A 13,241-nucleotide genomic window follows, 5' to 3' on the forward strand; every position below is an offset into this window, starting at 1 on the left:
CCGTCAGCCGGTAACCATCATTGCCGAGATCTCGGCTTCGGCGGCCTTTGTGCCCTCCACCATGGCCTCGCAGGCGAATTTGAGCAGGTTGCCGCGCATCTTGATTTTCTTGACGTGGATTTTCAACTGGTCGCCCGGGACGACCGGTTTGCGGAATTTCGCATTATCGATGGTCAGGAAATAGACCAGCGACGGCTTTTCCGTGTTGAGGTTACGGATGCAGATCGCGCCGGCCGTCTGCGCCATGGCCTCGACGATGAGCACGCCCGGCATCACCGGCTGATCCGGGAAATGGCCCTGAAAATGCGGCTCATTGATGGTCACGTTCTTGATGCCGATGGCAGAATCATTGCCGTCGATTTCGATGATGCGGTCGATCATCAGGAAGGGATAGCGATGCGGTAAAGCTTCATCAACCCCAATATATCGACCGCTTCGAGCGTCGCCGGCACCATCTCAGCTACTTCCCCCTTCGCCCTGCTTGCGCGTCCTGGCGAGCTTCCTCAGCATGGCGATCTCGCGCATGGCTTCCGCCATCGGCTGCGCCGGATAGCCTCCCCAGATCTCGCCCGCCGGCACGTTGCTCATGAACCCGCTTCTTGCAGCAAGCTTGGCCCCTGATCCGATGGTCAAATGATCGGCAAGGCCAACGCCGCCCCCCATGGTGACACCGTCGCCGACGGTGACGGAGCCGGAAATACCAGAGAGCCCGGCAATAATGCAATTGCGGCCGATGCGAACATTATGGGCGATCTGCACCAGATTGTCGATCTTGGTCCCCTGACCGATGACCGTATCCGACATGGCGCCGCGATCGACGGTCGTGTTCGAGCCGATTTCGACATCGTCCTGAATGATGACGCGGCCGACCTGCGGCACACGCTCAGGGCCTTTGGCGCCGCCGACAAAGCCGAAGCCGTCCTGGCCGATCCTGGCGCCGCCATGAATGATGACGCGGTTGCCGATCAGCGCGTACTGGACGCTGACACCTGGTCCGATATAGCCGTCGCGGCCGATCTGGCATGACGGACCGATAACGGCGTGGGGGGCAATGACCGTTCCGCTGCCGATGGAAGCACGCGGGCCGACGACGGCTCCGGCCTCGATGATCGCGCCTGCCTCGATATGCGCCGTGGTATCGACATGAGCTTGCGGCGAGACCCCGGTTTCGCTGGTCATCGGTCCCGGCGTAGCCGCTGTCGGGAACAGCAGCCGGCCGATCATGGCGAAGGCCTGCTGCGGGCGCGGATGCACCAGAACCGCAATGCCGGCCGGCGCCTTGCCGGCGAACTCGGCGGGACAAAACACGGCCGCCGCCTTCAGCGACTGCATCAGCGCGAAATTGCGCTTGCCGTCGACGAAGACGAGCGCACCCTCGCCGCCTTCGTTGGCTGGCGCCAACGCATCGATCGATATGTGGGCAAGATCGGAATCGACAAGCCATGCGCCGGTCAGATTCGCGACTTCGCCGGCCGTATACCGGCGTGATGGCGCGAAGAACACCGGATCGGTCATTCCAGAAGCAATATCCAGCTTGGTCGGATCAATTCTCTTCCGGACCCCAACGGCCCGGAAGCATCGTTACCGCAAGATCAGAAGCGGCTCGACATGCCGAAGTTGAATTCCTGCACGTCGTCGGTCTTTTCCTTCTTGACGGGCATCGCGTAGTCGATGCGGATCGGGCCGAAGGGCGATGACCACAACAAGCCGACACCAACCGACGCGCGCAACTTCATATCAACCGAGGCCTGAGTGACGCCAGGAGTATCAATCTTGCTGCCGTACAGTGTGGCGGCATCAGCAAACACAGCGCCACGCACGCCAAAGCTTTCCGGAATGACCGGTATCGGGAACTGAGCTTCCGCCGAAGCATTGAAATAGGTGGTGCCGCCGAGGTGGTCACCTGTTGCAATATCCACAGGGCCAATGCCACCATACTCGAAGCCGCGGATCATGCGGTCGCTGCTCTTGAACTGATCGAAGATACGCAGTCCATTATCGCCATAGCCCGCGATATGGCCAGCACCGCCGGAGATCAGGCCGACCAGATCCAACTGTTCTGATAGAGTCTGGTAGACGGTGCCGCGACCGGTAACCTTGACGAATTTGGCATCGCCACCAAGGCCGGCCACTTCCACAGTCGTGGTGGCGTAGATGCCTTCATGCGGGCTCTTCATGTCGTCTATGGTGTTGTAGACCAAGCCGAGACTGACGGACGATTTGATCCAAGGGCTTTCATCAATACCCTCTCGAATTGCGGCAGAAACGTCGCATTTCGAGGGATCATAGGTGCCGCTGGTCAAGCAGTCATCATCATATTTATACTTTTCCTGCGCGATATTGTACGCTAGCTGCGTCGAGATATTATCGGTGATCGGCAGGCCGAAGCGAACCGTCGCACCCAGCGTCTCGCTGTCGTAGTCCGAATAATTTCGCGTCTGCTGGAAGATATCGAAACCGGCGGCGATACGGCGCCCGAGGAAATAGGGCTCGGTGAAGGACAGGCTGTAGTCGCGCGAATTCTTGCCGCCGCCGGCTGAGACCTTGATGTACTGGCCGCGACCGAGGAAGTTGCGCTCCGCAACCGATCCCTCGACGGACGGACCGGCAGTCTCGCCACCGGTCGAATAACCGGCGCCGATCGAGAACTCACCAGTCGACTTCTCGACCACGTCGACCACAAGCACGACCTGGTCAGGCTCGGAACCCGGAACAGTCGAAATGTCGACTTTCTCAAAATAATCCAGCGCTTCCAGCCGCTTCTTCGCGCGCTGAATGAGAACCTGGTTGAAGGCGTCGCCTTCGCTGACATCGAATTCGCGCCGAATGACATAGTCGCGCGTGCGGTCGTTGCCGCGGATTTCGATGCGCTCGACATAGGCCTTGGTGCCCTGGTCGATCGTGTAGACGACCGAAATGGTGTGATTCTCGAAGTTACGGTCGCCGCGCGGCGTCACCTGGGCGAAGGCATAACCAGAACCCGCCACCTTCTCGGTCAGCGCGATGATGGTGTCCTCGACATCCTTGGCGTTGTAGACGTCGCCCTTGTGGGTCTGAACCACCGATTCCAGCGCCTTCGAGTCGACTTCGGGAATGGTGCTCTCGACGCTGACGTCGCCGAACGTATAGCGGTCCCCTTCCTGGACGGTGATGGTAACGGTGTATTGGTTGGTCGTGTCGTCGAGCTCACCGACAGCAGAGACCACCTGGAAGTCAGCATAGCCGTGATTGTAATAGAAGCGGCGAAGCGATTCCTGGTCGGCGCGAAGCTTGTCCTCGTCATAGACGTCGTCACGCAGCACGAAGGACAGGAAGCTTGAGCGCTTGGTGGCGATGACGTCGGACAGGCGGCGACTCGAATAGGCGCTGTTGCCGACGAAATTGACTGCGGCGATCTTGGTGCGGCCGCCTTCGTTGATGTTGAAGACCACGTTCACGCGGTTGTCGCCGAGGTCCATGATCTGCGTCGTCACGGCGGCATCGTCGCGGCCAATTCGCTTGTAGGCAGCTTTCACCGCCTCGACATCGGAGTCCAGCGTTGCCTGCGAGAACGTTCCGCGCGGCTTCAACTGCACGGCGATTGCCAGCGCATTGTCCTTGAGCTTCTTGTTGCCCTGGAACAGAACCTGGTTCACGACCTGATATTCGGCAACCTTGACCACCAGCGTCGAACCGACCTGATTGATCTGAACGTCCGAGAACAGCCCGGTACCAAACAGTGCCTTGACCGCATCGTCGATATCGGCGCTGGAAAACGCCTTGCCCGGCTTGATCGTGATGTAGTTGCGGATGGTGTCGGCGTCTACGCGCTGGTTGCCGTTGACCTCGACTCTCGAGACAACGGCTGCTTGCGCCGCAGATGTGGCAACGAACTGCACGGCGAGCGCACCTGGTACAACCAGAGCGGCGGACATAGCCACCGCGGACGCGGCGCTCAAAAATTTGGATGCTGCCTTCATCGGGCTTTTGTACCTTTTCTCGAAGTCCCCACGGCGAGAAAACCGGACGTGCGGTAATTTCTCCTACCGTATTAACCGGATTTTCCCTACACGCAAGGCTTCAGGTTAATTTGTAATTACTTAACCCTGATGCGTGGCTTTCGCGTCACGCATACCCCCGTGCATGGTAAACGGCGTCTCAACATTGCCGGTGCTGAAGCCAAATTTCTTCATGATTTCAGCACCCAAACAGATCGTTCCAGAAGACGAAGCCCATAAATCCCAGCACCAGAAAGAGGCCGGCCCGGTATCCCATTTCCATCATCCGCTCCGATACCGGACGCCGGAAAACGGCTTCGAGTGCGTAGAACAGGAGGTGGCCGCCGTCGAGGGGGGGAATCGGCAAAAGGTTCAGAATTCCGATCCCGACCGACAGTCCGGCGACGAGCTGCACCAGCCACAGGAAGCCCAGCTTTGCCGCCTGCCCCGACATCTTGGCGATCTTGATCGGGCCGCCCAGCTGGCATTTGTCTTCGCGGCCGACAACGAATCGCTGCAGGAACTGGCCGGTGCGCTGAATGACGTGCCCCGTCTCCTCGACCGCGGCGCCGACTGCTCCGACAGGGCTGTAGGTGATCAGCCTGGGCTGGCCGACATCCTTGTTGTTGACGACGCCGATGACGGCCACCTTGACCTTGTTGCCCAGTGCGTCCAGCTGCTCCATCGGCTCCGGCGTCGCGACGACCGTGACCTCCTTGCCGTCGCGCAACATGGTGAAGGTGATGGCGTCGCCGCCGCGGCCCGAAACTAGGCGCTGGACGTCGGCGAAGGTCTCAACCTTGCTGCCGTCGACGGCGACGAATCGGTCGCCTGGCAAAATGCCGGCCCTTGCGGCTGGACTGCCGGCGGTGACCGCCGCCACCATCGGCTCAAACACAGGGCGGCCATAGAGGGAAAACAGCACGGCAAAGACGGCAATGGTCAAAAGGAAGTTGAACAGCGGTCCGGCCACCACCGTGGCGGCGCGTTTCCAGATGGGTTGCGTGTGGAAGGCGACCTTGCGTTCAGCGTCAGTCAGCGTTTCCAGATCTTCCGAACTCGGCTGGCTCGACGTGGCGCTCATGTCGCCGACGAATTTGACATAACCGCCGAGCGGTATGGCGCAGAGCTTCCATCGCGTGCCGTGGCTGTCGTTGAAGCCGAGAAGTTCGGGGCCGAAGCCGATCGAAAAGGCCTTCACGCCAATGCCGCACCAGCGGCCGACCAGGTAATGGCCCATTTCGTGAATGAAGACGACCACGGTCAGCACGAACAGAAACGGCACCAGCGTGCCGAGGACAAAGCCTTCCGTGCTGAAAAACGCGTGAAGAATTTCGTTCAAGTCATGCCCTCAAATTCACCCGCGGCAAAAGGTGTCGCCGCGACTGTGACATCAATCCAGGCGAATCCGTGGCGTGCGCCATTTCTTCGCCGTGAAATATCACTCAAGCCGGAAACAGCCCCTGCGCCGGATGATCGGCGCCCGCCGAAATCCAGCCGATCACGTATAGGGCAAAAGCCGCCGCGACAAGCCCGTCCACCCTGTCCATGACACCGCCATGCCCGGGTATCAACGCGCTTGAATCCTTGCGGCCGTGGCGGCGCTTGACCCAGGATTCGAAGAGATCGCCAGCCTGGGCAACAATCGACAGCACCAGCGCAACCAAGGCGAGGACGCCAAGATTGCCGGCCCCGGCGGCGGCAGCCAGAAGCACGCCGGCGGCCACGCCGCCGACAGCGCCGCCAAGCGCGCCGCTCTGCGTCTTGCCGGGGGATATAGATGGCGCGAGCTTGGGCCCACCGACGGAGCGGCCGACGAAATAGGCGAAGATGTCGGTCGCCCAGACCACGGCGAACAGAAACAGGATTGCGATCAGGCCGGGATGGTCGCCGCCGCGCAGCAGCGCCAGCGATAAGCCGGACAAGGCCGCGTAGGCAAGACCGGCTGCATCCCATTGCGCCGCTCCACGCATACGGGCGCCGACAGCAGCGACCACAACCATGGCCAGGACAAGAGACAGAAGCCACGATGCCGGCACGCCTGCAACCAGGGCGACGACGAAAACCAGAAGCAGCGCTTCGGGAATGAAGCCGAGGGTCGCACCGGCCAAGGGGCGCGACATGCGCGCCCATTCATAGAAGATGACCGCCGATATCCCGGCGCAAAGCAGGCGGAACCACAGCCCTCCCAACCAGGTCAGGCCAAGCGCTATTGCGGCCAGCACCAGCGCCGAGACGATGCGAAGCTGAAGATTGTTCATCCCGCCGCCGATCACGAGGCAGCGACATCTTGAGCGGCAAGCCCGCCAAAACGGCGCTCGCGGCCAGCAAAATCGCGCAATGCGTCGGCCAGGTGTTCGCGGCTGAAGTCAGGCCAGTAGCAAGGCAGAAAAACCAGTTCGCTGTAGGCTGCCTGCCACAGAAGGAAGTTCGACAGCCGAAGCTCGCCACTGGTGCGGATGACCAGCTCCGGATCGGGAATGCCTGCGGTGTCGAGGGCGCCGGCAAAAGTGTCTGCCGTGATCGCCTCTGCGTCGATCTCGCCGCGCGCCACTGCGGCTGCGAGCTTGCGTGCCGTGCGCACGATCTCGTCGCGCCCGCCATAGTTGAAGGCGATGACCAAGGTCAGCGATTCATTGCGCGCAGTCAGCGATTCGGCCTCTTCGAGCAGGCCCCTGATGTCCGGCTGCAGCCCCGCCCTGTCACCGATGATCCTGACGCGCACGCCGTTCTGGTGCAGTTCGGCCAGATCGCGGCGGATGAACAGCTTCAACAGCCCCATCAGATCGCTGACTTCGGCCTTGGGCCGCGACCAGTTTTCCGACGAGAAGGCATAGACGGTCAGGAAGGAAATGCCGAGACCCGGCGCGGCGCGCACCGTCTTGCGCAACGCCTCGACGCCGGCGCGATGGCCGGCAAGCCGCGGCATGCCGCGCGCCTTGGCCCAGCGTCCGTTTCCATCCATGATGATCGCGACATGCGCGGGCGTTGCCATTGTCTCGCTTTCGGGCCGGTGTGGGCCGACCCTAGACCTGCATGATTTCAGCTTCCTTATCGGAAAGCAGGTGATCGATGGTGCTGATCGTCTCGTCGGTCAGCTTCTGAACCTGATCGGAGCGCTTGCGCTGATCGTCCTCGCTGATGTCGCCGTCCTTTTCCGCCTTCTTCAAGAAATCCATGCCGTCGCGACGGACATGGCGCACCGCGACGCGGGCGTTCTCGGCGTAGCCATGCGAAATCTTGACCAGTTCCTTGCGGCGCTGCTCGTTGAGCTCGGGCAGCGGAATCCTGAGATTGGTGCCGTCGACGATCGGATTGAAGCCGAGATTGGATTCTCTGATCGCACGGTCGACCGCGCCGACCATCGACTTGTCCCATACCGAAACCGAGATCATGCGCGGCTCCGGCACCGACACGTTGGCCACCTGGTTGATGGGCATGGTGGTGCCGTAGGCCTGGACCTGGATGGCGTCGAGCAGATTGCTGGAGGCACGGCCGGTGCGCAGCGAAGCCAGATCGTGCTTGAAGGCGGCGATCGCGCCATCCATGCGCCGCTTGAGGTCGTCGAACTCACCACTCATCTTAGTCTCCTCGACCCGTTTGATCCGGGTTCAGTGCTTAGGGCCTATATCCGGACCCGCTTTCGAAAACTGATCCTTTTTAGGAGAGTATACTCCGGATTATTCGTCGGCGACGATCGTGCAACGGCCGCCGCCCCGCAGAATATCGCCGAAACCACCTTTTTCGTGGATCGAATAGACGATTATCGGGATGTTGTTTTCGCGCGCAAGTGCAATTGCGGCGGTATCCATGATCGAAAGGCCCTTGTTGATGACTTCGGCATGGCTGATGCGCTCGAAGCGGGTCGCATTCGGATCCTTCTTGGGATCGGCCGAATAGACGCCGTCGACCTGGGTGCCCTTGAACAGCGCGTCGGCGCCGATCTCGGCGGCGCGCAAGGCCGCGGCCGAATCGGTGGTGAAGAACGGATTGCCGGTGCCGCCGGCGAAAATGACGACCTTGCCCTGGTTCATATAGGCGGTGGCCTGGCGCTGGGAAAAACTCTCGCAAAGTTCGGGCATGGCGATGGCCGACAGCACGACGGCATCGACGCCGATCTTGTTCAGCGAGGTGCGCAGCGCCAGCGAGTTGATGACGGTGGCCAGCATGCCCATGTGGTCGCCGGTGACGCGGTCGCCGCCCTTGGATGCCACCGCCACGCCGCGAAAGATATTGCCGCCGCCAATGACGACGCCGACCTCGATGCCAAGTGCGCGGGCTTCGGCGATGTCGGCGGCGATTCGGTCGACCACCGAGACATCGATGCCGAAATGCTGCTCGCCCATCAACGCTTCGCCCGACGCTTTCAGCAGGACACGTCGATAGAGGGGCTTTGCCGTCATCTGGACCTCGTCATTGTTGCGTGTGGCAGCCTGGGCAGGCCGCCCTCGCGCGGGCGCCGCCGCTGGCGCGATGCCGAGTTCCGATACACGAAGGGCGCCGCGATGTCACGCGGCGCCCCTCGCCCAATTCCGCCTTCCCGTCGCGGCCCGTCAGTTGCTGGTGATGCTGACGGCGTCGCCGTCGACCAGCAGCGGCGGCGCATAACCCAACGGCTTGTCGCCGGTCACGGCGCCGCCGGTAACCCGGGCTTGTATGTCGGAACCGAAATAGGCGTACGGGAATGGCGGCGGTGTCTTGCTGACCGTATCCAGCCGCGCGCGAAGCTCGGCGGGTAAAGTGAAATCCAACGCCGCCAGATTGTCCTGCAACTGCGGCAGCTTGGTGGCGCCAAGAATCACGGTGGCGATGCCCGGTTGCGTTGCCACCCAGTTGAGCGCGACCTGCGCCATGCTGCGTCCGAGTTCGGCGGCAACTTTTTCGAGCTCCGCCACGATCGCCCAGTTGCGCTCGGTGAACTTCTGGAACCCCGGATGAGTGGTGTTGCGAAAGCCGTCGAGCCGGCCGGCATGGCCTTCCTGCGTCGGCCGGTACTTGCCGCTGAGCAGCCCGCTGGCCAGCGGGCTCCACACCATGATTCCTGCGCCATGGCGGGTGCCGAAGGGCACGAACTCATTTTCGATCGAACGCTCCGCCAGCGAATATTCAAGCTGCAGGGCCGACACCGGCTCGTAGCCGCGCCACTCGGCGATCGTCTGCGCGCGGGCAGCATACCAGGCCGGCACATCGGACAGGCCGACATGGCGAATTTTGCCCGCACGCACGAGATCATCCATCGTGCGCATGACCTCCTCGGCCGGCGTCAGCCCGTCCCAGACATGGAGGAGGTAGAGGTCGATATAATCAGTGCCCAACCGCTTCAGGGAAGCGTCCACGGCGCGCAAGATGTTCTTGCGGCCATTGCCGCCGGCGTTCGGATTGCCGGGCTCCGCGTTGAAGGTGAATTTCGTGGCGATCACCGCTCTGTCGCGCAAGCCTCGCTCGGCGATGAATTCGCCGAGCCAGGTTTCGGCTGTGCCGCCGGTGTAGAGGTCGGCGGTGTCGAAGAAATTGCCGCCGGCCTCGACATAGGCGTCGGCCATGGCGCGCGCGGTTTCCCTGTCCGCGCCCCAGCCCCATTCGGTGCCAAAGGTCATGGTGCCCAGTGCCAGCCGGCTGACGCGCAGGCCGCTGTTGCCCAGTGTGTAATAGCTCATGGTCATGGTGTTTTTCCTATCCTGATTTCTTGACGCCGGCTCACTGGCCAGGCGTCATCTTGACCCAGGGATTGCCGCGCTCATGCGTGGCGCGGAAAACGAAGCCGTCGACTTTCCAGCCGGTCCCGGAGCGAACCAGATGGTGCTCGTAGGTGCCCCAGACTTCCCACAGCGGGTCGCCATTGCCTTCCATCCGGTTCCAGGCATAGCCGTTCGAAGAGACGGTCGCCGCGTCCGCCTCAAAGATCACCTGGTGATTGGTGCGCAGATGCAGGCTGGTCTTGCTGCCCCTGAGGTTGCCGGCCCAGGTACCGATCAGATTGTCGGAGGGGATGGTGGCGGCAGGCTGTCCTGACAGGCTGCTGAAGTCGACGGTGACACGGTCGGCGAAATAGGAGCGGGCAAGCTTCCAGTCCTGCGCATCGACGGCACGGTCGATGGCATCGGCGATGCGGATGACGGCGCGTTCGTCGGCGAGCGCGCGCCAACCGGACGGCTCGGCGCCGCCGGCATCGACCGGCGCTAGGGCAAGGCCTGCGGCGAAGGTAGCGTGTTTCAAGGCATCCATCTCTCTTCTCCTTTGTGCATCGGTGATGGCAATATGGGTCAGCCTGTCGGCATCGAGAAGATTGAAGTGTTCGCAAGGACTATGCGATATCATGCATGAATGGATCGGGATCTGCTCAGTCATTTGCCTGTCATCGTCGCCGTTGCCCGACGCGGCGGCTTTGCGCTAGCTGCGGCCGAACTGGGCATGTCCCCATCCGCCGTCAGCCATGCGGTGCGCCTCGTGGAGGAGCGGATCGGCCAGCCGCTGTTTGCGCGCACCACGCGCAGCGTCTCGCTGACGGAAGCCGGCAAGGCGCTGGTGGACACGGCAGCCCCTGCCCTCCAGGATATCGCCGACCGGATGGACCGCATCCGAGCCATCAAGGGCCGGCCCTCCGGCTTGCTCAGGTTGAACGTTCCCAACATCGCCGTTCCACTTGCCGTCACTCCCGTGGCCGCCGCGATGGCTGAACGCTATCCTGATGTGACCATCGAATTGCTCACCGACCAGGGGCTGGTGGACATTGTCGGCGAGGGTTTTGATGCCGGCATCCGGCTGGGCGAGATGATCGCACAGGACATGGTCACGGTCCGGCTGACGCCGCCATTCAACGCCGTGATCGTCGCCTCCCCCGCCTATGTCGGCCGGCATGGCCGTCCGCGCGGTGTGGCGGATCTTTCGGACCACAATTGCATCGGCTACCGGCTTGTGCGCTCCGGCGCACTCTATCGCTGGGACCTGACTGAGGACGGCAAGGATGTCGTGGCCGAGACGAAGGGTACGGTCATCGTCACCGATTCGCTGGCCGCGATCGACCTTGCGCTTGCCGGCGTCGGGCTGACCTATGTGTTCGAGCCGCTGGTGCGCGCGGAATTGGCCGCCGGCCGCCTCGTTCAGATCCTGCCGCAAACGGCGATCGAGGAGCCCGGCCTCTTCCTTTACTTCCCGCGCAGGGCGTCGACGGCGCCAAAGCTCAGGGCCTTCATCGACACCGCACAAGAAATCGGCCGAGCATCCTTGCGGACACCCGGCCGAGTTGCCTGAGCTGAGAAGCCCTTTTCGGGGCTATTTTTAAAACTACTTCTTCACCGCCGCCGCGACTTCCGCCGCGAAATCGGTCTCTTCCTTTTCGATGCCTTCGCCCAGCGCAAAGCGCAGATAGGCGGAGATCTTGGCCGGAGCGCCGATGTCCTTCTCGGCATCCTTCAGCGCCTGCTCGACAGTGATGTCGGGATTGAGCACGAAGGCCTGCTTGAGGAGCACGACTTCCTCGTAGAACTTGCGCAGGCGGCCTTCGACCATCTTTTCGATGATCGCTTCCGGCTTGCCGGACTGGCGCGCCTGGTCGGCGAAGATCGCCTTCTCGCGCTCGACCGCTGCCGGATCGATCTGCTCGGCGGTCAACGCCAGCGGGTTGGTGGCAGCGACATGCATGGCGACCTGGCGGCCAAAGGCGTTGGCGGCATGCTCATTGCCCGTCGTCTCGATCGCGACCAGAACGCCGAGCTTGCCAAGACCATCGGCAACCGCATTGTGGACGTAGGTTGCGACAGCACCGTGCGGGACGGTGAGCTTGGCCGAACGGCGGAAGCTCATGTTCTCGCCAATGGTGCCAACGGCGTCCTTGATGGTGTCGGTGACCGACTTGTCCGAACCCGGATACTTTGCGGCAGAGACAGCCTCCGTCGTGCCATAAGCAAGCGCGACTTTGGCGACATTGCGAACGATCTCCTGGAACTGCTCGTTGCGGGCCACGAAATCGGTCTCGGAGTTAACCTCGACGATGGCGGCCTCGCGGACGCCGGAGTCGACGCCGATCAGGCCTTCGGCGGCAGTACGGCCAGCCTTCTTGTCGGCCTTGGAAATGCCCTTCTTGCGCAGCCAGTCGACGGCCTCTTCGATGTTGCCGTTGGTCTCGGTCAACGCCGCCTTGCAGTCCATCATGCCCGCGCCGGTCAAGTCGCGGAGTTCTTTGACCTGTGCAGCCGAAATGCTCATTGTCGCCTCTTTGTTTTAAATGCACCGACGCACCACCGGTACTCGGTGATGCGTCCGTCTAGCGTGCCAAATATGAGAATGATGAAGGCCGCAACCGGCCTTCGATTGTCAAGCTTCCGGAGCGTCCGCAGCCGGGGCCGGAGCCGGATCAAGCGCCGGTTCGACCGGAGCTTCGACCGAGGCGCCGATGTCGACGCCGAGCGCGCCCTGCTGGCGGGCGATGCCGTCGATGGCAGCCTTGGCGATCAGGTCGCAATAGAGCTGGATGGCGCGCGCCGCGTCGTCATTACCGGGGATCGGGAAGTCGATCTTGTCCGGATCGCAGTTCGAATCGATGATGGCAACGACCGGAATGCCGAGGCGCTTGGCCTCGAGAATGGCGATCGCTTCCTTGTTGGTGTCGATGACGAACATCAGGTCGGGCGTCGAGCCCATGTCCTTGATACCGCCGAGCGCCTTGTCGAGCTTCTCGCGCTCGCGGTCGAGGTTCAGGCGTTCCTTCTTGGTCAGGCCCTGGGCTTCGCCGGCCAGCATCTCGTCGAGCTTGCGCAGGCGCTGGATCGAATTCGAGATCGTCTTCCAGTTGGTCAGCATGCCGCCGAGCCAACGCGAGTTGACATAGTATTGGGCCGAACGCTGTGCGGCGTCGGCGACGATGTCGGACGCCTGGCGCTTGGTGCCGACGAACAGCACGCGGCCGCCCTTGGCAACGGTGTCGGAAACCTGCTTCAGAGCCTGGTGCAGCAAAGGCACCGTCTGCGACAGGTCGATGATGTGGATGTTGTTGCGGGCGCCGTAGATGTAAGGCGCCATCTTCGGGTTCCAGCGGTGGGTCTGGTGGCCGAAGTGAATGCCAGCTTCCAAAAGCTGGCGCATGCTGAAATCAGGCAGTGCCATTCTTAGTTCCTTTTCCGGTTAGCCTCCACGGACACAGGCATTTTTGGACTTTGTCCTCGAACGCCACCGGAGGTTTCAGCCGGATTTCTCCCGGGCAGACACCAAAGTCCGTGTGTGGAATGAGCGCGCATATAGAGGGGAAGCGCTGCAAACGCAAGCGGT

12 protein-coding genes and 1 pseudogene are annotated in these 13,241 nt (G+C 62.1%); 1 reads left to right on the forward strand and 12 read right to left on the reverse strand.

Going from position 1 to position 13,241, the window contains the following annotated elements; genetic code table 11:
• Positions 1-3 precede the first annotated feature (3 nt).
• From fabZ to NKL06_RS32280, 10 genes and pseudogenes are all read right to left on the reverse strand, one after another.
• Positions 4-455: pseudogene (fabZ, locus tag NKL06_RS32235) on the reverse strand (3-hydroxyacyl-ACP dehydratase FabZ).
• A 1-nt stretch (position 456) separates the two neighbouring features.
• Complete coding sequence (gene lpxD / locus NKL06_RS32240) at positions 457-1,515, reverse strand: UDP-3-O-(3-hydroxymyristoyl)glucosamine N-acyltransferase (RefSeq protein ID WP_023693446.1); 1,059 nt, start codon at positions 1,513-1,515, stop codon at positions 457-459.
• A gap of 77 nt (positions 1,516-1,592) precedes the next feature.
• On the reverse strand, positions 1,593-3,959 hold the full coding sequence (gene bamA / locus NKL06_RS32245; protein WP_023693445.1) for an outer membrane protein assembly factor BamA: 2,367 nt from the start codon (positions 3,957-3,959) through the stop codon (positions 1,593-1,595).
• A gap of 217 nt (positions 3,960-4,176) precedes the next feature.
• Positions 4,177-5,319, reverse strand: coding sequence for an RIP metalloprotease RseP (gene rseP, locus NKL06_RS32250; protein ID WP_023693444.1), 1,143 nt, complete (start codon positions 5,317-5,319; stop codon positions 4,177-4,179).
• 103 nt (positions 5,320-5,422) lie between these two features.
• Complete coding sequence (locus tag NKL06_RS32255) at positions 5,423-6,238, reverse strand: phosphatidate cytidylyltransferase (RefSeq protein ID WP_023693443.1); 816 nt, start codon at positions 6,236-6,238, stop codon at positions 5,423-5,425.
• Between the two features lie 11 nt (positions 6,239-6,249).
• On the reverse strand, positions 6,250-6,972 hold the full coding sequence (locus NKL06_RS32260; protein ID WP_023748403.1) for an isoprenyl transferase: 723 nt from the start codon (positions 6,970-6,972) through the stop codon (positions 6,250-6,252).
• Between the two features lie 31 nt (positions 6,973-7,003).
• On the reverse strand, positions 7,004-7,558 hold the full coding sequence (frr, locus tag NKL06_RS32265; RefSeq protein WP_023671027.1) for a ribosome recycling factor: 555 nt from the start codon (positions 7,556-7,558) through the stop codon (positions 7,004-7,006).
• A 99-nt stretch (positions 7,559-7,657) separates the two neighbouring features.
• The gene (gene pyrH / locus NKL06_RS32270; RefSeq protein WP_023671026.1) at positions 7,658-8,380 is read right to left on the reverse strand and encodes a UMP kinase; all 723 of its coding nucleotides are present in this window, start codon (positions 8,378-8,380) and stop codon (positions 7,658-7,660) included.
• A 150-nt stretch (positions 8,381-8,530) separates the two neighbouring features.
• Positions 8,531-9,640 (reverse strand): aldo/keto reductase, encoded by a 1,110-nt coding sequence (locus NKL06_RS32275; protein WP_023693442.1) that lies wholly within the window; start codon positions 9,638-9,640, stop codon positions 8,531-8,533.
• 34 nt (positions 9,641-9,674) lie between these two features.
• Positions 9,675-10,202, reverse strand: coding sequence for a nuclear transport factor 2 family protein (locus NKL06_RS32280; RefSeq protein ID WP_023671025.1), 528 nt, complete (start codon positions 10,200-10,202; stop codon positions 9,675-9,677).
• 99 nt (positions 10,203-10,301) lie between these two features.
• Here NKL06_RS32280 and NKL06_RS32285 point away from each other — a divergent pair, with 99 nt between their 5' ends.
• Positions 10,302-11,228 carry a LysR family transcriptional regulator gene (locus NKL06_RS32285; RefSeq protein ID WP_023684689.1) on the forward strand — a complete coding sequence of 309 codons (927 nt, stop codon included), beginning with the start codon at positions 10,302-10,304 and terminating at the stop codon, positions 11,226-11,228.
• A 33-nt stretch (positions 11,229-11,261) separates the two neighbouring features.
• Here the strand turns inward: NKL06_RS32285 and tsf are convergent, their stop codons facing one another.
• Positions 11,262-12,182 (reverse strand): translation elongation factor Ts, encoded by a 921-nt coding sequence (gene tsf, locus NKL06_RS32290; protein WP_023684688.1) that lies wholly within the window; start codon positions 12,180-12,182, stop codon positions 11,262-11,264.
• 108 nt (positions 12,183-12,290) lie between these two features.
• Positions 12,291-13,079, reverse strand: a complete 789-nt coding sequence (gene rpsB, locus NKL06_RS32295) for a 30S ribosomal protein S2 (RefSeq protein ID WP_023671022.1) — start codon at positions 13,077-13,079, stop codon at positions 12,291-12,293.
• Between the last annotated feature and the right edge of the window lie 162 nt (positions 13,080-13,241).

Origin of the sequence: Mesorhizobium sp. C268A (genome assembly GCF_040324475.1) — a bacterium.
Taxonomy (GTDB): Bacteria; Pseudomonadota; Alphaproteobacteria; order Rhizobiales; family Rhizobiaceae; genus Mesorhizobium.